At 32.3% G+C, this 23,050-nt stretch carries 20 protein-coding genes; 8 read left to right on the top strand and 12 right to left on the bottom strand.

The features are described 5' to 3' along the window. The first annotated feature begins 14 nt into the window (after window positions 1-14). Complete coding sequence (locus IM744_RS17650) at window positions 15-1,835, top strand: carboxypeptidase-like regulatory domain-containing protein (protein WP_194509498.1); 1,821 nt, start codon at window positions 15-17, stop codon at window positions 1,833-1,835. A gap of 77 nt (window positions 1,836-1,912) precedes the next feature. On the opposite strand, the gene IM744_RS17645 is transcribed toward IM744_RS17650, so the two are convergent. The 5 genes from IM744_RS17645 to IM744_RS17625 form a co-directional block, all read right to left on the bottom strand. Beyond that, the gene (locus IM744_RS17645) at window positions 1,913-2,776 is read right to left on the bottom strand and encodes a GLPGLI family protein (protein ID WP_194509497.1); all 864 of its coding nucleotides are present in this window, start codon (window positions 2,774-2,776) and stop codon (window positions 1,913-1,915) included. A 317-nt stretch (window positions 2,777-3,093) separates the two neighbouring features. Continuing rightward, window positions 3,094-5,826, bottom strand: a complete 2,733-nt coding sequence (locus tag IM744_RS17640; protein WP_194509496.1) for a TonB-dependent receptor — start codon at window positions 5,824-5,826, stop codon at window positions 3,094-3,096. Window positions 5,827-5,887: 61 nt separating this feature from the next. Next, the gene (locus IM744_RS17635; protein ID WP_194509495.1) at window positions 5,888-6,784 is read right to left on the bottom strand and encodes a GLPGLI family protein; all 897 of its coding nucleotides are present in this window, start codon (window positions 6,782-6,784) and stop codon (window positions 5,888-5,890) included. A 113-nt stretch (window positions 6,785-6,897) separates the two neighbouring features. Next, the gene (locus IM744_RS17630; protein WP_194509494.1) at window positions 6,898-7,746 is read right to left on the bottom strand and encodes a GLPGLI family protein; all 849 of its coding nucleotides are present in this window, start codon (window positions 7,744-7,746) and stop codon (window positions 6,898-6,900) included. A 26-nt stretch (window positions 7,747-7,772) separates the two neighbouring features. After that, window positions 7,773-8,144, bottom strand: coding sequence for a hypothetical protein (locus IM744_RS17625; RefSeq protein ID WP_194509493.1), 372 nt, complete (start codon window positions 8,142-8,144; stop codon window positions 7,773-7,775). A gap of 375 nt (window positions 8,145-8,519) precedes the next feature. Between IM744_RS17625 and IM744_RS17620 the strand changes: the two genes are divergently transcribed. The 4 genes from IM744_RS17620 to IM744_RS17605 all read left to right on the top strand — a co-directional run bounded on the left by IM744_RS17620 (window position 8,520) and on the right by IM744_RS17605 (window position 12,239). Next, complete coding sequence (locus tag IM744_RS17620) at window positions 8,520-10,082, top strand: sensor histidine kinase (RefSeq protein ID WP_194509492.1); 1,563 nt, start codon at window positions 8,520-8,522, stop codon at window positions 10,080-10,082. Beyond that, complete coding sequence (locus IM744_RS17615; RefSeq protein ID WP_194509491.1) at window positions 10,075-10,752, top strand: response regulator transcription factor; 678 nt, start codon at window positions 10,075-10,077, stop codon at window positions 10,750-10,752. Before IM744_RS17620 ends, IM744_RS17615 begins: the two co-directional genes overlap by 8 nt. 87 nt (window positions 10,753-10,839) lie before the next feature. After that, a complete protein-coding gene (locus IM744_RS17610) occupies window positions 10,840-11,622 on the top strand; it encodes a hypothetical protein (RefSeq protein ID WP_194509490.1) in 783 nt (260 codons plus the stop codon). 2 nt (window positions 11,623-11,624) lie between these two features. Then, entirely contained in the window at window positions 11,625-12,239 is a 615-nt protein-coding gene (locus IM744_RS17605; protein ID WP_194509489.1) for a deoxynucleoside kinase, read from the top strand. Between the two features lie 28 nt (window positions 12,240-12,267). Here the strand turns inward: IM744_RS17605 and IM744_RS17600 are convergent, their stop codons facing one another. From IM744_RS17600 to IM744_RS17580, 5 genes are all read right to left on the bottom strand, one after another. Next, on the bottom strand, window positions 12,268-12,726 hold the full coding sequence (locus IM744_RS17600) for a hypothetical protein (protein WP_194509488.1): 459 nt from the start codon (window positions 12,724-12,726) through the stop codon (window positions 12,268-12,270). A 2-nt stretch (window positions 12,727-12,728) separates the two neighbouring features. Continuing rightward, window positions 12,729-13,724 carry an App1 family protein gene (locus tag IM744_RS17595; protein WP_317175401.1) on the bottom strand — a complete coding sequence of 332 codons (996 nt, stop codon included), beginning with the start codon at window positions 13,722-13,724 and terminating at the stop codon, window positions 12,729-12,731. 51 nt (window positions 13,725-13,775) lie between these two features. Beyond that, on the bottom strand, window positions 13,776-14,228 hold the full coding sequence (locus IM744_RS17590) for a hypothetical protein (protein ID WP_194509487.1): 453 nt from the start codon (window positions 14,226-14,228) through the stop codon (window positions 13,776-13,778). A 187-nt stretch (window positions 14,229-14,415) separates the two neighbouring features. Then, window positions 14,416-16,833 carry a sodium-translocating pyrophosphatase gene (locus IM744_RS17585; protein ID WP_194509486.1) on the bottom strand — a complete coding sequence of 806 codons (2,418 nt, stop codon included), beginning with the start codon at window positions 16,831-16,833 and terminating at the stop codon, window positions 14,416-14,418. Between the two features lie 132 nt (window positions 16,834-16,965). Beyond that, a complete protein-coding gene (locus IM744_RS17580; RefSeq protein WP_194509485.1) occupies window positions 16,966-17,493 on the bottom strand; it encodes an inorganic diphosphatase in 528 nt (175 codons plus the stop codon). A 191-nt stretch (window positions 17,494-17,684) separates the two neighbouring features. Between IM744_RS17580 and IM744_RS17575 the strand changes: the two genes are divergently transcribed. The 3 genes from IM744_RS17575 to IM744_RS17565 all read left to right on the top strand — a co-directional run bounded on the left by IM744_RS17575 (window position 17,685) and on the right by IM744_RS17565 (window position 19,180). Then, the gene (locus IM744_RS17575; protein WP_194509484.1) at window positions 17,685-18,119 is read left to right on the top strand and encodes a DUF4174 domain-containing protein; all 435 of its coding nucleotides are present in this window, start codon (window positions 17,685-17,687) and stop codon (window positions 18,117-18,119) included. A gap of 6 nt (window positions 18,120-18,125) precedes the next feature. After that, window positions 18,126-18,464 (top strand): hypothetical protein, encoded by a 339-nt coding sequence (locus tag IM744_RS17570; protein WP_194509483.1) that lies wholly within the window; start codon window positions 18,126-18,128, stop codon window positions 18,462-18,464. Between the two features lie 494 nt (window positions 18,465-18,958). Then, window positions 18,959-19,180, top strand: a complete 222-nt coding sequence (locus tag IM744_RS17565; RefSeq protein ID WP_194509482.1) for a hypothetical protein — start codon at window positions 18,959-18,961, stop codon at window positions 19,178-19,180. Between the two features lie 202 nt (window positions 19,181-19,382). Here IM744_RS17565 and IM744_RS17560 read toward each other — a convergent pair whose 3' ends face one another. Together IM744_RS17560 and IM744_RS17555 are read right to left on the bottom strand one after the other, a co-directional pair. After that, window positions 19,383-21,893: a DUF5686 and carboxypeptidase-like regulatory domain-containing protein gene (locus IM744_RS17560; protein ID WP_194509481.1), complete on the bottom strand. Its 2,511-nt coding sequence runs from the start codon at window positions 21,891-21,893 to the stop codon at window positions 19,383-19,385. A gap of 149 nt (window positions 21,894-22,042) precedes the next feature. Continuing rightward, window positions 22,043-23,020: a pyruvate dehydrogenase complex E1 component subunit beta gene (locus IM744_RS17555; RefSeq protein ID WP_194509480.1), complete on the bottom strand. Its 978-nt coding sequence runs from the start codon at window positions 23,018-23,020 to the stop codon at window positions 22,043-22,045. Between the last annotated feature and the right edge of the window lie 30 nt (window positions 23,021-23,050).

The following is a 23,050-nucleotide window of genomic DNA, read 5'->3' as shown; positions in this document are numbered from 1 at the left end:
AAATCAATCAAAATATGAAATTATCAAAATCACTTTTACTCGTAGCTTTAATGTTTTGTTTCTTTTCTTGTAACAAAGACGATGACCAAAACAATCCTCAAAATCAAGACCCAGATCCAGATCCAAACCCAATAGCATTTGCTCAAAATTTTGGAAGTGAAATCTCAAGAACATTTTTGGGGACTGTAGTTGACATCAACAATAACCCAATTGAGAATGCAACTATTAGCATTGGTAGCTCAACAGCATCAACAGATGCCAATGGAGTTTTCATCATTAATAATGCTACTGTTAATCAACGCTTCGGATATGTAAAAGCTGAAAAAGCTGGCTTCATACATGCCTCTAGAGCTGTTGTACCAAGTGAAGGCACAAATAAAGTTCGCATTACCATGTTAGCCGAAACGGTAGTTGGTACAACCTCAAGCGGAACAGAAGAAACCATTACTTTACAAAATGGAGCATCTGTTGCTCTTGATGGAAACTATATAAAGCCAGATGGCTCTACTTACTCCGGAAATGTGACTGTCATTATGCATCATTTAGATCCAGCAAATGAAAATATGGCAGACCAAATGCCTGGAATGCTGTATGCTGCTAATGCACAAAATGAAGAACGCATGCTACAAACTTATGGCATGTTAGCTGTTGAATTAAGAGGAGACAGCGGAGAAGATTTAAACTTAGCAGAAGGTTCTACAGCAGAAATCACAATGCCTGTAGATGCCAGTTTAATGGCAACTGCGCCAAGTTCAATACCACTTTGGTATTTTGATGAAGTGAATGGGTATTGGATTGAAGATGGTGCAGCCACTTTAGTTGGTAACAATTACGTTGGAACGGTGTCCCACTTTTCATTTTGGAATTGTGATATTCCTGCTGAAGCAGTGAATTTGTGTATCACTATTAAGGACGAAAATGACAACTTATTATCTAATTTGTATGCTCAAATTACTAGTACACAATATGGTGCAAGAGGAGGAAATACAAATCAAAATGGAATGGTTTGTGGTTTAGTGCCAAGTAATGAGAGTTTAGAATTAATTGTATATGACGCTAGTGGTAACATTTGCGAAAACAGTCTATATAATGGTAATATTGGTCCATTTACCTCTGACTCGAGCATTGAAATCACAACAACAAATAATAGTGGTGAATGGATAACAGAAACTGTCACTGGCAATTTTACAGATTGTAATGAAAATCCAATTTCTGAAGGATATATCAGGCTTACTAACAATGTCAACAGTTTTCTAGATATGAATTTTGTTGAGGATGGTGAATTTGAATTGTCTACTGTGAGATGCAGTTCCAGTTCAAATATCTTTAAATTATATGCTGTAGATTATGTTAATGCTCAAGAAACAGATTCTATTAGTTTCACCTATACCTCTCCAATTACAAATATAGGTACCATTGCAGCTTGTAATACTGTAGATGAATTTATCACTTATCAAGTTGATGGAGGAGACACATATACTGAGTACTTCGGAATTCAAGGTGGACTTGATGGAGAATCTTATCTAGTCGTCTCTTATTATGACAATATCGGAAATGTAAATAATCAATTTAATATTGGAATTTCAAATGAAGATGGAACACCAATAACAATTGGTGTGTATACACCTTCAGAAAACACCTATTTTAGTTTTCAGGATGGAACAAATGCGACTGGACCAAATTCAACTGGAAGTGATACTTCTATTACTCTAAACATTTCTGAAATTGGAGAGGTTGGAGACTACATAGATTTGACTTTTAGTGGCACTTATCTAGATATAGATTTGGTTGAGCATACTATTACAGGTACTATTCATGCTTTAAGAGATTATTAAAAATCATTATTTAAACAAAAAAGCCTCCTCATTTATTGAGGAGGCTTTTTTGTTACTTCGGAAATTGGCTTAATCAATTATCCTCTAGGTCGTCCACCCATTCTTTGAGATCTAAACTCTTTCATTTTCTCAACAATCGTTTCTTGATACTCTTTCTTATTCACTTCTTTTCCTTTACTTGGAGCTTCTATTTCAATAGATTCTTTTGGGTTAATAACCAATTTAGAACATAACATCGTTGTATCTCCTGCGCTTACTTCTAGAATTAATCCTGGAAGTCCCCAATATTCTGATGGTCCATGACTAACAGGGATTTGTGGAGAGTACCATGCTTCTACTTCCGTCATATCAATTTCTAACTCTTCTGTTTCTCCACTTTCAGTAACAGGAGCACTAGGTCTTAATTTTCCCCATGAAAATGAATGCCAAGTCAACTCATCTGTTGGGATAGATGCTGTGGCTTTAAAACACATATATTTTCCTATTGGCTTGCTTTCACTTCCTAATTTCCAATTAATTGGTTGAAGGCTATCTTTTACTAAAAAACGTTTTCCGTAGAATTCTTGGTCTTGTATTTGTGTATTGGTCTTCACATTTTTATACTGATCACCTGCTGCAAAGTTTTTTCCCCAAGAATCTGTTGCTCCAGACATGGCGTCTAACATATCATTCTCTGTGAAGTAAGATTCGGTTTTATTGAAGGTAAGCATGTATGTTTTTTCTAGTCTATTTTTTAATCGTGCCTTTACTTCCTTTTTTTGCTCTTCACTCATTCTTGCTCCCCAACTCCCTAAATCTAATGAAGATTTTGCCATGTACGTCGCTTGACCTTGAAATTCTCTAGTGTCTTGTGTTTCAATTGATTTTATTTTTTTGTCTGGACTTATTATCATTAATCCCATAAATAATAACAAAGAAAATGTAGTGAAAATTGTTTTCATAATAACCAATATTTTGTTTAACAAATTTAATTAAAAATTAAACAGTAAAATATTTTTATTATAACATTAACATCTAAACAACTGATTATCTGTAAAAAGAAAAAGCCTTCTCAAATAATGAGAAGGCTTTTTCTTTTGCGTTAAGGATTACTCACGAATTATTATTCTTTTGTATCGAGTTCGTGAACCTAAAGGTTTGTAGCGACATCCTTTTTGTTTTTCTCAAAAAGATATAGCGAATAGCCTGACTATTTACTCATACCTACAAGGTTTTGAAAACCTTGTAGGTATGAGTAAATAGTAACGCCCAAAATATTTTACAATGTATAAATCACTCTAAAGGTTACGAAACGTGGTTGAATAAAAGTTTCTGAACTATAAACTGAGATATTACTAGACCCATTACTAATATTAGAATCTATATCTAATAAGTTAGATGCCTTGACTTCAAATTCCCATTTTGCATCTTTATCTTTTCTATAAGCTAAACTCGCATCCCAAGTTTGGAATGACTCTGCTGGTCTTAAACCATCATCTTGGTTTGTATAAGTATAATCTGTTCTAAACGTAAATGCTTTTAATATGTACGCATCAAACTCTACAGATGGTGCATTAACTTTAAATGTTGTAGAACTTGCGCCTTGATTATTTTCAGTAACTGTGTAAGCATATCTCAATCTTACATTAGGAGCTGTTTTAAAATTAGTACGAATTTCTGGTGTATAACTTTGTCTAAAACTTTCATTGACAGATCTGACATCTTGTATAAATTGATTGCTCTTACTATATGAAAAATTAACATTTAAGCCTGCACGAATCTTTTTAAAAGTACGTTGCACACGACCAAATACACTAGCAGATTCATCTGCAAAATTAGAATTGAAATACGTACTCGTTCTAATAACGTTATCAAATTCTGTTTGACTTCTAATTTGATCAATATTCTTAGAATAAGAAGCACGCGCAAAAACATTTGTATAATTAAATAGATTAAAACTAAAATAATTTAGACTCACATTATGTGATAATGAATTTTGAAGTTCTGAATTTCCATAACCTATGTTATTATAGTTATTTAAAACCAAGCCTTCTGCCAAACTCGTTACATCTGTAAATGAGTTGCTCATGTTATAATTAAAAGTCAAACTTTCACTCTTTTTAAACTGAATACGTGTTTCAAAATCTGGTAAAACTCTAAAGAAATTGTCTTTATACGTTTCATTAAATTGAGTATTCTTATTTCCGTAGGAATGTAAAGAGAAACCAGGTGTAATTGTGAATTTTCCAGTTTTTAATCTATAGTGAAATCCTAAATAGACATCGCTAAAATTGTAGTCTGTATCGTTTTGATTTATTAACACGTTGCCTTCACCATCTTCTAAAGTAGCTATTGGGTCAAAAAATGTCCCATCGTCTAAAAACTGAAATATATTAGAATTAAATTCTTGTTTACTTAATATGGTTCCTAATGTTAGGTTGATATTACTCTTATTATTTAAAATGTGGTAATAATCTACTTTGGCATCTAATTGATTGGATTTAATACGTCTATTTTGATTAAGGTTATAACCAAATTGATTTTGATCTAAACCTAAACCTTCTGCTGTATTGTCAAATGCATCATCGTCACTCGTTGGGTCATTTACTAATAAAGCATTATAAAATGGATCTTCATCTTTAATAAGATGTTGCGCTTCTAAAGCAAAAATATTTTTATCATCTAAAGTGTAGTAATAACTTAAGTTTTGATTGATACTAAAAGGTTTCACTTTATCAACTTGATTTGTACTACCTACTACTGAAGAAAACAAATCTTGAACTTCTGTATCATTTGATAAACGACCTAATAGATCATAATCTAATTGGTTATTAGAATTTGGTTTGTAAGTAGCGCTCAATTTAGCTAATGCTTGGTTTGATGCTTCTTTTCCTATTTGTACCGTTTCTTCATCTGGAATACCTAATTCTGCATCTGTGTAACGTACATAACTCTCTTCTCTAGTTCTTAATCTACTGCTATTGTATATAAAAAACCCACTAAGATCTAGATTTTTTTGTGGTGCATAACTAAAGTTAGCAGCTCCTAATTTTGTTTCTACTTTTTGAGCATTGCTAACATTGGTCAATCCACTAAGACCATTATTTCCTAAATTAATATTAGTACCACTACTTCTAGATGGCGATCTAAATCCACCTCCAAAATTTCTAATATCACGATTTGTCAATGCAACTTCTCCAATATTATTCATATCACCAATAAGGTTGATACTATATTTTGGACTGTAATAAAATAATTTAGGTTGTACGAGGTAGAGTCCGTCGTTGTCTGCAACTCCTGTTCCTGCTGTAATATCTCCAAACCAAAAATTCTCTTTTCCTTCTTTTAGTTTGATATTAATAGCAACATTATCTTGATTATTACTGACACCACTCAATTGACCAACTTCAGAATAATTTCGTAACACTTGAATTTTATCTACAGCATTAGAAGGAATATTTTTTGTAGCTAATTTTGAATCACCATCAAAAAAATCTTTTCCATTTACCATAAGCTTTGTTACAACTTTTCCCTCGACTTCTATTTGTCCGTCAGCATTAATCTCAACACCTGGTAATTTTTTTAAGACGTCTTCAAGTTTTCTTTCGCTACCATCTTTAAATGAATCTGCGTTATAAACTAAAGTATCACCTTTGATGGTTACTGGCATTTCATAAGTAAGCTCGACTGCAGCAAGTGCATTGTCATTTTGAAGTGTATAATTTTTGGTAAGATCTTCTTCTTTGGTAGTAATCGTTTCTGAAACTGTTTTCATCCCAATATAACTAACCTGAACAGTGTAGACTGTATTTTTATCTAGATCAAGCTTAAAAACCCCTTTATCATTGGTAATAGCATAAGATGCCATGGCTTTTGTTTCTTTGTTGATAGCAATAATATTTGCTAATTCTAAAGTGTCGCCAATACTGTCTTTTACGACACCTTTTACGGTAACTTGGGCACTAGAAATTCCTGCTATTAAAAGCATTAAAACAATAAAAATATTTTTCATTTGGTTGGTTTTTACTTCCTTATTATCTTCGGAAGTGTGGGAATATTAGTTAATTAGTTGATTAATTTCTTCGTCCGCCTCCTCCACGTCCGCCTCGACCACCATACATCTCTCTCATCTCTGCGATCTTGTCTTTCATGATTTGATTGTATTCATCGCGAGTTACTTCTTCTCCTTTTTCTGGTCTGTCTATTGATTCTTTGTTTTGAGGATTCATTACAATCTTAGTACATAACATCACTGTTTTATCTGCTGTTACTTCTAAAATTAATCCTGGAAGTCCTTGATATTCACCTGGACCTGTACTCACAGGTATTTGTGGCGTGTACCAAGCGGTAACAATGACAAATTTTGGAACTTCGATATCCTCAAAAACATCATTTGATTCTTTCTTAGTAGTATCTGCTTTTTCCTCACCTTCTTTCTTTTCATCATCTCGACCTCTTCTACGCATACTCATAAAGTCCATTTCATCAACAGGCTTTGTCGTTGTTGCTTTAAAGCAGGTATATTGTCCAATTTGTTTGGTTTCACTTCCTAATTTCCATTCTAATTTTGGTAGAGAATCTTTTACGAGAAATTGTTTTCCGAAGAATTCTTGTTCCTGTAAAATCAAAGATTCTTTTATATTTTTATATTGTGCTCCACCAGTGAAGCTGCTCATCATTCCGCCAAAACGACCTCCACCACCAGCACCTGGAGCTTCTAACTTTTCTTCTTCTGTATATGTAGATTCGCTTCTATTAAAATTAAGTACGTAAGTTTTCTCTAACATACTTTTCATGCGATCTGCAATTTGTTTTTTTCGTTGCTCACTCATTTGATCTCCTCCAAAACCACTCATATCCATAGTTGTTTTAGTTTGATAAATAGCTTGCCCTTGAAAATCTTGAGCAGAAATTGAAACACTAACTAATAATAAAAGTGCAGTGCTAAATGTGATAATAAATCGTTTCATATTATTTAAAGTCTTTATAAAAGAGGTAAAGTTAAACCCTTACATTCCAATTAGACTTTAAAAGTTAAGATTAGTTAAATCATGAAAAGTTAAAATTTTCTTAAGAAATTAAACTAGCCTCCAATTCTTATCTCAATGCTTTCTCCATCACCTCTTCCATTAGGGCTGTAGCGTTCTTCCATTTCTTTCAGCTTCTTTTCTAAAATATCATCAAATTCTTTTTGAGTGACTTCTTTTCCTTTTGTGGGCTCTAGGATTTCTTTAGACTTTTTAGGATTAATAATAATCTTACTACAAATAATCGTTTGGCTACCATCATTAGTCTCTAGAATTAAGCCTGGAAGTCCATGATATCCTGCTGGACCAAAACTCACAGGAATTTGAGGCGTGTACCAAGCAGTAATTGTAATGGTCTTCATTTTAGGTTCAGCATTCTCATCTTCGCTTAAATCATTATCTCCATTAAAACTAATACCACTTTGTACCTCTTCAATTTCTCTGGTCATAGTGGCCTTAAAACAAGTATACTCTCCAATATTTTTTGTGTCTGACTCTAATGTCCATTCATGTGCTTTCAAATCATCTTTGACTAAAAAAAGCTTACTAAAAGTCTCGGTTTGGTTGGTTTTGCGTTTTTCTTTTATGTTTTTATATAAAATGTCTGATCCTCCAGTGCCAATCATTACCATTTCCATGCCTTGCGGATTTGGAGCACTAAGTGATTCTTCTTCTATATATACAGACTCTTCTTTATTAAATGTAAGAATGTGCGTTTTTTCAAATTGCTTTTTCAACATTTCCATCACCTGCTGTTGCATTCCTGTATCCATCTGTGTGCTATCTAACTTAACGTCTATTTGTCGTTTAGATTTATAGGTTGCTTCGCCTTTAAACTCTTGAGCGTTCATTTTTCCGAAGAGAAAAAGTGTAGATATGATAATTAATTTTACGATTGTATTCATCTTTCTAATTTTTGATTTATTAATATTCACTTTTTATTATCGTAATATTTAATGGCTGCTTTTCTAATTTTCTTTATGCTTTTAATAAACCCTTTTGTGTCACTTGAATTTCCTGTTACGCGATAAGAAACTTTGCTAGTAACTCCATTTGAAATCTCTTCTCCATTACAAGTAATTTCAAATGAGAGATCTTCATTACCTTCAACTTCATTTAATATTTTCTTAATGTCTTTCATATTAAATGTAGATTCGACTTCTTCTGCGGAATCCACTGTTACAGAAACACTCAAATTTATTATCTTAGTGTCTTGAGTGGTAACGTTTGCTTCTAAATTTTGTGCCTGACTAAAGTTAACTGTTGCTACTAATAGTCCTAAAATTGTAAATACTGTTTTCATGTGTTTCTTTTTATTATTTTTTATTCGACACATGCAGTTCGCCATTAATAACCTCTTTAAGTGATAAAATTTTGAAAATGCTCGTGTCATGATATTTGATTTTTTATGAACTCCTCTTAACTTTTTATTCTACCTGCAAAACATCCGTTTTGCACTCTAATGAGTTTATTTTTTATAACCGTAGTGATACTATGCTAAGAAAAAATAAACTCATTAGAATACAAAAGCAATATTTTTCGGTTTAAAATAATAATTCAAGATTAGTTCGATTAATACACTACAAATGTAATTGGGACTTGAGTAGATTATAGTTAACCAGTGTTAACGTGTGTTAACCGATTAGTTTTTAATGGTTTTAACATTTACTTTTGAAATATGAATGATTCAAAACACAGATATATACTATATATAATTGTCATTGTAATACTATCTACAATTGGGATTCAAGCCTATTGGAACTACAAGAATTATTTGTCCAGCAAACAGCAACTCATCAATGATGTGCAAACAAGCCTAGATAAAGCTGTTGATGATTATTATGCTAATTTGGCTGAAAACAGCACCATTGGTTTTAGTCTTAAAGGGATGAGTCAAACCGATTTTATTAAAGATGGTAGGTTTGATAGTGTTCTAAGTTCTATTAATGAATCTAACATTAATGGATTTAATGGTATTGATTCTATTAATCCCAATCTATTAGAAGGAGTCGCTATAGTAAAAGGACCTAAAGCAGATTCTATCATTAACCAAATGCAACTTAAAAGTATTATTGAATTTAAAGATTCATCATCAACTGTGATTAATCATATTCATATAGATTCTTTATCTAAATACTCTAAAAATAATGATTCAAAGTTTTCTGAAGAGGACCTTAAAACCTTTACCTCAAAGATTATTATTTCTATGACTACAGATTCATTATCTCTAAGAGGAATTGATACCTTATTACAATCTGAACTCCGCCGAAAAGACATTGGCATCAATTATACTATTAAATACAAAGACCCTTCAACTGATATTGATTATTACAATTCGGTAGAAAAAGACATAGAGTTTATAGACTCTGTAAAGTTGAAATCATTTTTAAGCACGTCTTCCAAATCAGCGTTACTCCCTAAAAAAAGTGAATTGAGTATTTTATTTAATAATATCTCAAACGACGTTTTTAAGCGTATAATTTGGGGAATTGTTATTTCTACATTTTTAGTTTTAGCGGTAATTAGCTGTCTCTTTTATCTCTTGCAAATTATAAAGAGACAAAAGCAACTAGCTGAAGTCAAAAATGACCTCATCAGTAATATTACACACGAGTTTAAAACACCTATTGCAACTATTGGTGTTGCGTTAGAGAGTCTTCAAAATTTTAATATGATTGATGATGAGGAAAAAAGGATGACCTATTTAGATATGTCGCGTTCTCAATTATCAAAACTAAATACGATGGTTGAGAAATTACTAGAAACTGCAACCTTAAACAGTGATAATTTAGAGCTCAATTTTGATACTTATAATATTTCTGAAGTGATTACAACAATTGCAGAGAAACATAAATTTCAAGACAGCACTAAATCTATTTCCTATACAATTGCAGATGGTATTTATACTCATGTGGATATTTTTCACTTTGAAAATGCTATTAATAATATTATTGATAATGCGTGTAAATATGGAGGGAATGACATTCATATTGATGTAAAACGGAATGATAATCAAATAGATATCTCTATTTCAGACAACGGAAAATCGTTAACAAGAGCAGATATAGATCGTATTTTCGAGAAATTTTATCGCGTACCAAAAGGAAATACACATGACGTCAAAGGTTTTGGGATTGGATTATATTATGCTAAGAAAATCATAGAAAAACATAATGGCTCAATACAACTAGATCTCAAAAAACAACTCACAACTTTTAAAATCCAACTGCCAAATGTCTAAAACCACCATTTTACTTGCAGAAGACGAGCCAGCATTAGGGCAAATCATTAAAGAAAGTTTAGAAACTAGAGATTTTAATGTATTGCTTTGTGAGAATGGAAACATTGCAATGGATGTGTATCACAAAGAATCTCCACAAATATTAGTGCTTGATGTGATGATGCCTAAAAAAGATGGTTTCACATTGGCTAAAGAAATTAGAGCTATTGATGATGCAATTCCTATCATTTTTCTAACTGCAAAATCACAAACTAAGGATGTGGTAGAAGGTTTTAATATTGGTGGTAATGACTATTTAAAAAAGCCATTTAGTATGGAAGAGCTTATTGTTAGAATAAATAATTTACTCAACCGTACACAGATTCAAAAATCTTCGGAAATTTTAAAAATTGGAAATTATTCCTTTGATTTCCCAAAGCAAATACTACATTTTGATGGCATTGAACAACAACTCACACATCGAGAATCACACTTATTATTTCACCTGGTTCAAAACAAAAACAAAGTCTTAGATCGCTCGCTTATACTCAACAAACTTTGGGGAATAGATGATTTTTTCACTGCACGAAGTATGGATGTATTTATTACCAAACTGAGAAAGAAACTGAAGAAAGATGACAGCATTCAAATCATCAATGTTCGTGGATTTGGATACAAACTAGTATTCTAAACCAAAACCATACACAATCTATAATCACAATTATAGTTATCTAAATAGTGGTTCAATTTTTGTACTTTTCAGTTCTGTAAAACACCTATGGCTCTATTTAGATATATTTTCTTAATTTTCTCTTCAATGGCTGCTGCTCAATCTCAAATTGACTTGACTGCGATAAATTCTACAGCCATAAAAGCAGATCAAATTATAGGAGTAGATAATTTTGAAACGATTTATTACACTATTGGCAATATTCTGTATAAAAAACCCACAGACAAACCTGCCATTAATTACAGTAATGTGCAACTGGGATTCCCAACTACAGTTAATGCTTTTAATCCATTAAAAATAAATGTGTTTTACCAGGATTTTAATACAATTATAATTCTTGACAATCGTTTAGCCGAAATTTACAAAGTTGATTTCAATACCAAACAGCCTTATAAAAACGTATCACACATCTCAACGGGTTATGATAATACGCTTTGGATTTTCAATCAAGATTTACAGCAATTAGAACTTTACGATTACAAAACCGATAAATTAAGAGCTACAACGGTACCTGTTCAATCTAATGTTTTGCAATTATCGAGTGATTATAATTATTGTTGGATGCTTACTGAAAAGTACCTGTATCAATATACTTACTTCGGAAGTTTAATCTCTAAACTACCAAACAAAGGCTACACATCATTTGCTGTAGATAATGAAAACATCATTTTAAAAACAGAAACTGGTCTTTTTTACAAATCGAAAAAAGCCGAAACTATTAGTACAATCACAATGCCCAAATTGTTAATAAATCAGTTTTTACTAACCAATGAAACCTTGTATATTTACGATTCGAAAATACTCCATAAATACCAACTAAAAATCAATTAAATATGCACGTTGCAGTCGCAGGAAATATTGGTGCAGGTAAAACTACACTTACTAAATTACTAGCTAAACACTACAAATGGGAACCACAATTAGAAGATGTGGTTGACAATCCATATTTAGATGATTTTTACAATCAAATGGAACGTTGGAGTTTTAATTTACAGGTTTATTTTTTAAATAGTAGGTTTCGTCAGGTATCACAAATTCGTGAAAGTGGAAAAGATATCATTCAAGATAGAACCATATATGAAGATGCACACATTTTTGCACCCAACCTTCATGCCATGGGATTAATGACCAATCGTGATTTTGAAAATTACCGTTCTCTTTTTGACCTTATGGAATCTTTTGTTGAAGGTCCAGATTTATTGATTTATTTACGTAGCTCAATTCAAAATTTGGTAGCACAAATTCACAAGCGTGGTCGTGATTATGAAAACACCATTAGTATCGATTATTTAAGCAGATTGAATGAACGTTACGAAGCTTGGATTAGCAAATATGATAAAGGTAATTTGTTGATTATTGATGTTGACGATTTAGATTTCGTTGCAAATCCTGAAGATCTAGGTGATATCATCAATAAGATTGATGCTCAAATTAATGGATTGTTTTAGCATACTTGTAAAAGGCAATTGTGTCATTTTATTTCAAATCCTCTACTAACTCAACAAATTTCTTATAAGTATTTGCTGGCGGATTTTCATAATCAATATACCCAATATTTGTTTTTAAGAATTCTTTCATTTTTAACAAGCACGTATCTATGGTTTTGGTGTTGAGTTCTCTATTTGTCTCTGCGTTTTGTGATATTCCAAAAATCATGCAGCCATCTTTTGTGTAAAAAATCATTGCATGTTTATTTAGATTTTCATCCACTGTGCTTTCCCAATAGATATTTTGTGCGTATTCACGATTTGATTCTAAGAATATCATTAGTTTACTTACATTATCAAATTTATGAATTGGATTTTCTGAGTATTGAGGTATAAAATATTCATCAGCACTTTCTTGTCGATTAGGTAGAAAGGTATTCAAAAAATCAATTCCAATTTTTCTTGACCTTGATTTCTTAATTACATATATGTCGGCTAAATATCCCATAATTACTTAACAAACCCATGCTCTCTTGCATGCTCAATAGCCTCATCGCTACTTTCTACCAATAATACAGGTATTTGCTTATAATGCTTAAACAGAGAGGAAACTCTAAGCATTTTCTTTTTATGCTTTACACTTCGTAAATAGATGGCTGCAACCTGTTTAGGGAATTCATTTGCGATATCTATATAAATATCTGCATCATGTTCTCCACTATCACCTATTAATATAAACTTAAGCTTAGGATAAGTTTTTAAAATATTAACGATTTCTATATGTTTCCGTGGTCGATCACTTGTTTTCTTTTTAAATATATCTGCAAAACTTCTGAGTAGAATTGGTCCTTTAGGGAACGTATTCTGTTTTAAAAAAAACTCGAGATATCTGTATAAATTCCAAGGACTATGGCTCACATAAAAAATCGGGTTGGCATTCTCTCCAGATCCTCCTCTATGTAATTTATGGTAAAAATCTGCTGCACCTTCTAACGGAATTCTACTAGTAGCACTTTTAAAAATGCTATTGATTAAGACTTTCCATTTGAGTGTTGACACAACTCCTGTATGAATAATAGTATCATCAATATCACTAATAACTCCAAATTGAGAGGCAACACAAGGAATTAATAATTCTCCTGAAAATCGATTAGAATTTTGAATGCTTCGTTTTATATTAACATCATCATAAGCCATCTCAAAACTAAGCCACCCTTCATCATTTGCTAAATCACATAAACCTTCTAATTGCTCATCAACTTTAAAATAACCATGATCGTCTGTAACTGTTTTTAAAATGGTTCCGTTTGGCAACGTAAGTTTAAGCTCAGCATGTTTGATTTCATCACTTTCAAAACGCTTCCAGGAATTGATTAATAAACCAAACAAACCTTTCTGTTCTAGGTTGATTGTTTTATCCTCTAGAGCACGTCCACGCATGTAAAAATGGGTATCTGTACCATAACTTTGAAACGTAATAATTTGTAAAGGGTCTTTTTTAAACACTAACCTATTGAATTAGATGTTCAAGATACTAAAATCAAGAAAATTAAAATCTTAAATGTTGCTGTAATTAACTTTGGCTTTTATAAGTTGCTCAATATCAGATTTGATTTCTGAGAGTTGATTCATAAGCTGTTTATGTTCTATTTTTATTAAACGTAATGAGTGTTCTAGTTTATCTTTTCCGTAGGTATCAAATTTCAACTGACAAACTGCTATATCGTGTTCCAGGTTACCAACTTTGTGATCTAAAGCGTAAATCTCAGTGACCACCAATTTAAACTCATTTTTAAATTCTGAAATTTGACTCTTGCATTGAGGTAATGCTGTTTCCAGTTGCTCTAAAACACGCTCAAAATTAAGGTTAACCCCAGAATGCGCACAACCCAAACGTTTTTTTCTATGCGTAGCATCACATAGATTCACGCGATTAAAAACAATCGCATCATCGAGTAAATTATGAATAGGATTTGCATCAACATCTGTAACTACTTTTTCATGGTACATTTGACATTGCACAATATGAAAGGACTGAACGGTCTCAAGTATTTGAAAAATATTTTGTGAAGTATGGCTCATTTCATTACTAAAGATAAATGACTTCAAAACAACTCACAATAGGTAAAAATACCTGATTATTAAACATAAAAAAGCCACGATAAACGTGGCTTTTTTTAATATATGTGAAATGGTGTTACTCTTTAATAACGTCCATCTTTTTAATCACTTTTTTAGCATCACCTTCAACAGTAGACTCTGTCTTTTCGAATGCTTTTAATTTTGCGTCAACCTCAGCTTCAGTGCCAGAGAATGTTTCTTCTTTAGTGACTTCCACTCCATTTTCAACCATTGTGTAACTAATTGTTGCTTGCGCTAAATCTTTAGAAGCACCAATAATTGTTTCAACCTCAACTTCAGCATTGGTTAATACAGTTTTCTCTCCATGACCTCCTAAAATTGGAGCAATTACCAATCCAATTAAACATGTTAATTTAATTAAGATGTTCATTGATGGTCCAGATGTATCTTTAAATGGATCTCCAACGGTATCTCCAGTTACTGCTGCTTTATGCGCTTCAGAACCTTTATAAGTCATAACTCCATTAATCTCTACACCAGCTTCAAAAGACTTCTTAGCGTTATCCCATGCACCACCAGCGTTGTTTTGAAAGATTGCCCAAAGCACACCAGATACAGTAACACCAGCCATATAACCACCTAACATTTCTGCAACTAGCATGTTATTTTCTTGATATACTATTTTACCTATTAATACAACTAGTATTGGAAAACCGATAGTCAATAAACCAGGTAGCATCATTTCTTTTAAAGAGGCTTTTGTTGAAATATCAACACATTTATCATATTCTGGTTTCCCAGTTCCTTCCATAATTCCTGGAATTTCTCTAAACTGTCTTACCACTTCGTTTACCATTTCCATGGCAGCTTTACCAACAGCATTCATTGCTAATGCAGAGAATACAACTGGAACCATACCACCAACAAATAACATAGCTAATACTGGCGCTTTAAAGATGTTAATTCCGTCAATTCCTGTAAACGTTACATAAGCAGCAAATAAAGCTAATGATGTTAATGCAGCAGATGCAATAGCAAAACCTTTACCAGTTGCAGCAGTTGTATTACCAACAGCATCTAAAATATCTGTTCTTTCTCTTACGATTGGATCTTGTTCACTCATTTCAGCAATACCACCTGCATTATCAGCAATTGGTCCAAAAGCATCAATCGCCAATTGCATAGCAGTTGTTGCCATCATAGCAGAAGCTGCTAAAGCAACTCCATAAAATCCAGCTAAAGCATATGATGTCCATATTGCAGCAGCAAATAATAATACAGAAGAGAATGTAGAAATCATACCTGTAGCTAAACCAGCAATAATGTTTGTTCCTGCTCCAGTACTTGATTGTTGTACAATTTTTAAAATTGGCTTAGAACCTAATCCTGTGTAGTATTCAGTAAATGCAGAGATTCCAGCACCTACAACTAAACCAACTAAACATGCATAGAATACACGCATTGAAGAAATATCTTGAAGACCTTCACCGTAGAAATTCATTTGCATTGTTTCTGGTAACATCCAAGTTACTAATCCAAAACATGCAGCAGCAACCATTACGATTGATGCCCAGTTTCCAATGTTTAAAGCTTTTTGTACATCAGCTTCTTTTGCATCGTTAGATGAAATTTTAACTAAGAAGGTTCCTATAAGAGAAATGATAATTCCTACACCAGCAATTGACATTGGTAATAAGATTGGACCAATACCTCCAAAAGCATCAGCAATAGATCCACCCATATCTTTTATGACATAGTTCCCTAATACCATTGCAGCTAAAACTGTTGCTACATAAGATCCAAATAAATCGGCTCCCATACCTGCAACATCACCAACATTATCACCAACATTATCAGCAATTGTTGCTGGATTTCTTGGATCATCTTCAGGAATATCAGCTTGAACTTTACCTGCTAAATCAGCACCAACATCTGCAGCTTTAGTATAAATACCACCACCAACTCTTGCAAATAATGCAATAGACTCAGCTCCTAATGAGAAACCAGCTAATGCTTCTAAAACGATAGTCATGTCTGCAGTATTAGTCCATTCTCCTCCCATAAACAATTGAAAGAATATAATAAAGAAAAGGGTTAAACCTAATACAGCAAGACCTGCAACTCCAAGTCCCATAACAGTACCACCACCAAAAGAAACTTTTAATGCATTTGGCAAACTAGTTTTTGCAGCTTGTGTTGTTCTAACATTAGTTTTTGTTGCTATTTTCATTCCCATATTTCCTGCAAAAGCAGAAAAAACAGCTCCTATAATAAATGCAACTACAATTAAATAAGTGCTATCCATGTAAAAAGCAATACCTGCTAAAACAAGACTTGCTCCTATAACGAAGAATGTTAACAAACGATATTCTGCTTTTAAGAACGCTAAGGCTCCTTCGTAGATATGATCTGAAATTTCTTTCATTTTACCATCTCCAGCATCTTGTTTCATAACCCATGATTTCTTAATAACCATGTAAATTAATCCTATAAGTGCCAAAGCAATTGGCATATAAATCATTAATGACTCCATATTTTATTTTTAAATTGATTAGTTTTTTAACTGGGCAAAAGTAGTAAAATCAATCATATTTTACCAAAAAAGCAATATCAATTACTTGATATTGCTTTTTTAATAGAATTTTGTTAAAAAAATCTTTGATTCTTAAATTGTAAACGTGCGTTTCTTTTTATGCTCACTTTCATCATAACGCAGTACACATTCATGATAGATTTTTATAGCTTCTTCAGCATCTCCCCAACCACCTGTATCAACTTTTTTCTTTTCTAAATCTTTGTATACTTGAAAGAAATGTTCAATCTCTTTTAATCTATGCGGATTCAAATCACTTATATCCTTATTGTTACTCCAAATAGGATCTGAAACTGGTACACAAATAATTTTTTCATCTGGTCCTTTTTCATCTGTCATATGAAACACACCAATTGGTCTTACTTCCATTACAACCATTGGGTAAGTTGGTTGATGACCTAAAACCAAAACATCTAAAGGATCACTATCTAAAGCTAAAGTTTCTGGAATAAATCCATAATCTCCAGGATACATCATAGATGAAAACAACATACGATCAAATCTAATCTTATGTAATGTAAAATCATATTCGTATTTGTTTCTGCTTCCTTTTGGGATTTCTATTAATACATCAAAAGTTAATTCACCAGGTTCTGACATGTCTTCTATTTTTTTCTACGGAAATTGGATTCCTAATTTTATTTCATCTAACTACGAAATTCAAAACGCTTTTAACAAGTTGAATTTCGGGATGCAAAGATAGTGTATTGTTTGAATTTTGGCAATTTATTTTAGTTGAGTTTATTTAAAAAATAGTCGAACTTAGTACATTATAAAGTTTCCTAATTATTATGAAAAGAAACGTATCTATCACAATAATCTTAATTCTAACTTTCAATTTATACATGAAAGCGCAAGATTTATCAAAACATCAATGGAAGAATAGAGTCTTGCTTATTATAACCGAGAATATCGAAGACCAAGAATTTAAAAATCAAATAAAGAAACTTCAAAACAATCAAAAAGGCCTTCAAAACAGAAAACTTATTATTTATCAAATGACACCTACTCATTTTAAATTAGGAATTTCCGAAGAAAATGAATGGATCAAAAGACCTGAACTTTACAACAACTTGAAATCAAATGATAAAACATTTGAAGTTATACTTGTTGGTTTGGATGGCGGAGAAAAACTAAGACAAAATAGTGTATTAACTACAGATAAACTATTTAGCCTCATTGACGGAATGCCAATGCGACGTGCTGAGATAAAAAACAAAAACTAGTTATATATGATAGAAAAAACAACAAACGAGATTCTAAAATGGTGGGAACCTAAACGATTATGGTTTAACATCGTTGTTGGACTATCTGGTATTTTAGCCATACTTTTAACTGGTGAGTTTGAATTTATAATATTTGATATCATTGGAATATTTATTTGGGGAGTTATTGCAAATATTCTTTTTTCAACAGGTATTTTAATTGAAATTTTAGACGATTATTATTTTAAAAGTAAATTAAAACTATTTAATTTTAGATGGCTTTTCTATATCGTGGGAACTCTTTTGTACTGTATTGTAACTTTTGGATATGCTGTTCTTTATTATTCGCCTTTTGCTGACTTCTAATTTCTACGGATTTTTCTCTGGTTCGTTTTGTTTTACTAACTTAGTTCTTGCCAACACAACAATTATACACGAACACGTCAGCAGTAATTAAATGAAACTCAAAAATGATTGAATAAGAATACATTGAGAAGATTAATTATTTCTATTCTTGGTTCAAAAGATTCTTCGAATTATAAAGTTTCTGATGAAAGAATAACAAAATGGAAAGAGAAACGAGAGATAGAAATTAAAAAAAATAGAGGAATTTCATTTGAAAACAGACTGATTTATTACTCGGATTTCTATGATTTGAGAACAATTATCTCTAAAAACTGGGAATCGTTTTTACCCATATTAATAAATAAGAAACGATTTGAAATATTTTTTCAGAGATTGAGAATTTCAGAAACACAATAGCTCACGGAAGAAATCTCACATCAAGTCAAGAAAGCTTAGCAAACGGAATCACTTCGGATTTAAAAAATTTAATCACTATTTACCACAATAAAAATAAAATGAAAGACGATTATTTTATTGAGATTATTAAAATCAATGATAACATTGGAACAATATGGGAAAAAGGTTCAAGTCCAAAAAAACCTGTAATTAGAGTTGGTGATGAATATGAGTTAATAGTTGAAGCTAACGATCCTAAAGGAAGAGAAATTGAATACGAAATATTTGTTATTACTACCGATTTTAAAATTACTCAAAAAATAATAGATTTAAATTCATAATTGAGAATAAATTAGTCTCTAGAACATCTCAGTTTTATGTTATTGCTAGAACGCCAAGTTCTGAATATGAAAATGATGACTGTGAAATTATTTCATTAACAATCTTGCCTAAATAACTACAGCCAACATCCATATATAACAAATAGCAATAAATTTTAAAGAGTAATATCTCATAATACTTAAAGAATTAACAAAATCCTCCTTAAAAATTAAACCCAAAACTACCAGTCACACCAAAAGGTCTCGCATCTGGATTGTCTAAATAATTTCCTCTAAAGTTAAAATCTATACGTAGTATTTTAAAGATGTTACCAACACCAACGCTATATTCGTAATACATTTCGTTTGTTGGTGCTACTAAAGGCGTTTCTATTGGATTCCCTGTGGTATTGAGAGCAATATTCTCTGCAGACAAATCTCCCCAAACACCTCTAACACCAACAATGGCTCTTAGATTATATTTTTTAAGAAATGGAATTCTTGAGAAAAAGCGACCATTAAAATTATGTTCTAAATGCAAAGACGTGTAGGTATCTGTTACAAACTCATAGAAATCTAATTGTGGGAATGTATTATAGATAGAAAAATACGATTGATTTCCTGGCACCACATTTAATAATCCCAAAGGAACTTCACCAAATGTTTTTCCTGCTTCAACAGTTGTGGTTAAACGTCCAAAGCCTCCAATTTGCCAAGGCTGTATATAAGAAAACTGAACTTTAGTATAATCAAAATCACTATTAAAAACACTCTTATCTCCACGTGTAACTTGTGCAAACAAACTAGCAAAACCATCATTAGCTGTACGACGCTCTACACCAAAACCTGTCATTTTTCGCTTAGGAAAGTATGATAAGGACAAAGTAGTCTCAAACTGTTTGACTTCCGAAGAAATACCAGTAGGAGATCCTGGATCATTATAATCTAAACTAAAAGTTGGTGATGCAGATTCTAAGGTTCTATAAGTTCCACTAGTTCTAATCACAAAGTTTTTACTCGGTTCTATTTCTAGAGCCAACGTAGTAAGATTCACATTGGTTAGTTTGTCATTGGTGCTTGTTCCAACCACTGCAGATGAGGCTAAACTTCTACCTAACACATCTGTAGATGCGGTAAGATTTGCACCTATTTGCTCGATATCTCGTCTGTTTCCACCAGAGATTATAAGTCGGTGCTTTTTATCTACAAGCCACTTACCAGAAATACCATATTTAAATTTGTCATCTCTAAACCCATAAGCTAAAAACCCTTCTACTCTCCAAAGGTCATTTGGTCCAAAATAGGTTCGTCCACCTCCACGAATTCGCATACCTTCTACCTCATTATATCCAAAAACAGAAAAAACAGGTCCAATGTCTAAATTGAGACTTGGTACTTCAATGTAACCTGAGGCTAGAATACTTCCTACATTATAGAGTCGCTTAAACTTTTTAACGGTTTTAAGCGTGTCTAACATTTTGTAAACCCCTTTTTCGTCTTTGTTTAAGGACTCCATTCGGTTTTGTTCCCAGAAATCATCATCGCGATTATAAGCGTCTTCGTTATAGTTATAGACTTCTTCATCGTAAAATTTCTCCTCCTTAGGTTTGTCAAATTGGTAATTATCGTATAAAGTTGTTCTTTTTCCGTAGACACCACGAGACTTTTCCTTTTTATTCAGAGCAAAATCTGAAAGCATATAATCACGCTTAATCAAAAAGAGTGTATCATTTAAAACTTCAAATTCTTGTTCTATATAAATCTCTTTGACCCAGTTTATGTTTGCACTTTTTGACGCTTGAAGATTGATATCTTTAATCGCGTAGGTAGAATCGTTAACCCAAAAATCACCTTTAAAGGTCAATTCATTTTTACGTCTTGGATAGTAAACAATATTGTAGCACCATTTATTATCTATAAAAGCACTGTCTGACAATACATAATTATACGTTTGAACGCCTGTTCTAGACAACGGACTCACAAAACTCTTATCAAAAAACTTTAGGTAGTTATCATAAATATCAAAATCTGCATAGAGGTCATCAATAAAATCGATGATGATTTGATTATTACTAAAGCCTGAGTTTTTATTACCTTTTAAATCTTCCTTTTCCTTTTTTAATAAATTGTCGCCATAAACTTTAGCAACAGACTCATTAATAAATATTGGCAAGTATGTTTTACCAGTAATATTAGACGTATCAACCTCTTCAAAAACAAACTCCATCCCTTTAAACAGCTTACTTTTTATGAGTGCACTATCTATGGTATTGAGATCAAATTCTACTTTTTCGTATTTATCGTACTCGTATTGCTTGAATTGTTTTAATCCGTTTTTCCGTTTGCGTTCCCAAATTTTCTTTAGGATTCTAATTGCAGGATTTTCAGATGCTTTTTTAGATTGTTTCCCTGTGATTATAAGTACTGCATCTAATGCTCCAGCTTCTTCTTTTAGAACAAATTTTAAATCGTAATTAACTTTGTTTTCTAGTTTAACTTCTTGACGTTCATAACCTAGAAAGGAGACAACTAAGGTTTCCCAAGTATTATCAGACTCCAGATAAAAGCGTCCATCTTCGTTAGAAATAGTACCTTCTGTAGACCCTTTGAATAGAATGTTAGCAAAAGCTACAGGCTCATTAAATTCATCATAGACATATCCACTTACTTTAGTTTGCGCGTATGCGAAGCATATTCCGAAGAAAAATAATAAAATGAGGAGCTTCTTTTTCATAATTATAGGTCTTTGCAATGTATACTTTTTTGGGGCTCAAATTGCAGTTGCCAGTTTTTAACTGGATTAAGTTTTTAAAACTAAAAAAACTTCATCAACAATCGCGCTAATGAAGTTCGTTTAAATATTTTAACGCAAATAATTGCGATTTATTTGTACATCACTTTATTTACTGCTTTAATAACTTCTTTGTAGTCTGGTAACCACTCTGCTAATAAAACTGGAGAATAAGGTGCTGGTGTATCTGCTGTATTAATTTTAATAATTGGAGCATCTAGATAATCAAAAGCCTCAGATTGCACTAAATATGTGATTTCTGTTGCTACGTTTCCAAATGGCCAAGCTTCTTCTAAAATCACTAAGCGATTCGTTTTCTTTACAGATTTCAAAATAGCATCACGATCCATTGGACGTACTGTTCTTAAATCGATAATCTCACAAGAGATCCCTTCTTTTTCTAATTCGTCTGCTGCTTTGTATGCTTCTTTTATAATTTTTCCGAAGGAAACAATAGTGACATCTGTACCTTCTCTTTTAATTTCTGCAACGCCTAATGGAATGGTGTATTCGCCTTCTGGCACTTCACCTTTATCACCATACATTTGCTCACTCTCCATAAAAATTACTGGATCGTTGTCTCTAATCGCAGATTTCAATAAACCTTTCGCATCATAAACGTTTGAAGGTATCACCACTTTTAAACCAGGTGTATTTGCAAACCAGTTCTCAAAAGCCTGAGAGTGTGTTGCTCCTAATTGTCCTGCAGAACCTGTTGGTCCACGAAAAACGATTGGACATTTAAACTGCCCACCAGACATTTGTCTAATTTTCGCAGCATTATTTATAATTTGATCAATACCAACTAAAGAGAAGTTGAAGGTCATGTACTCAACAATAGGACGATTTCCTGTCATTGTAGAACCAATCGCAATACCAGCAAAACCAAGCTCTGCAATTGGTGTATCAATGACACGTTTTGCTCCAAACTCGTCTAACATTCCTTTTGAAGCTTTATAAGCTCCATTGTATTCTGCAACTTCCTCACCCATCAAATAAACGCTTTCATCTCTGCGCATTTCTTCGCTCATGGCTTCGCAAATTGCTTCTCTAAATTGAATTGTTTTCATGTATTCCTTTTTTTAAACGAATAGCAAAAG

Source organism: Psychroserpens luteus, assembly GCF_015319355.1.
Classification (GTDB): domain Bacteria; phylum Bacteroidota; class Bacteroidia; order Flavobacteriales; family Flavobacteriaceae; genus Psychroserpens; species Psychroserpens luteus.
This window is presented reverse-complemented; position numbering and strand designations above follow the sequence as displayed.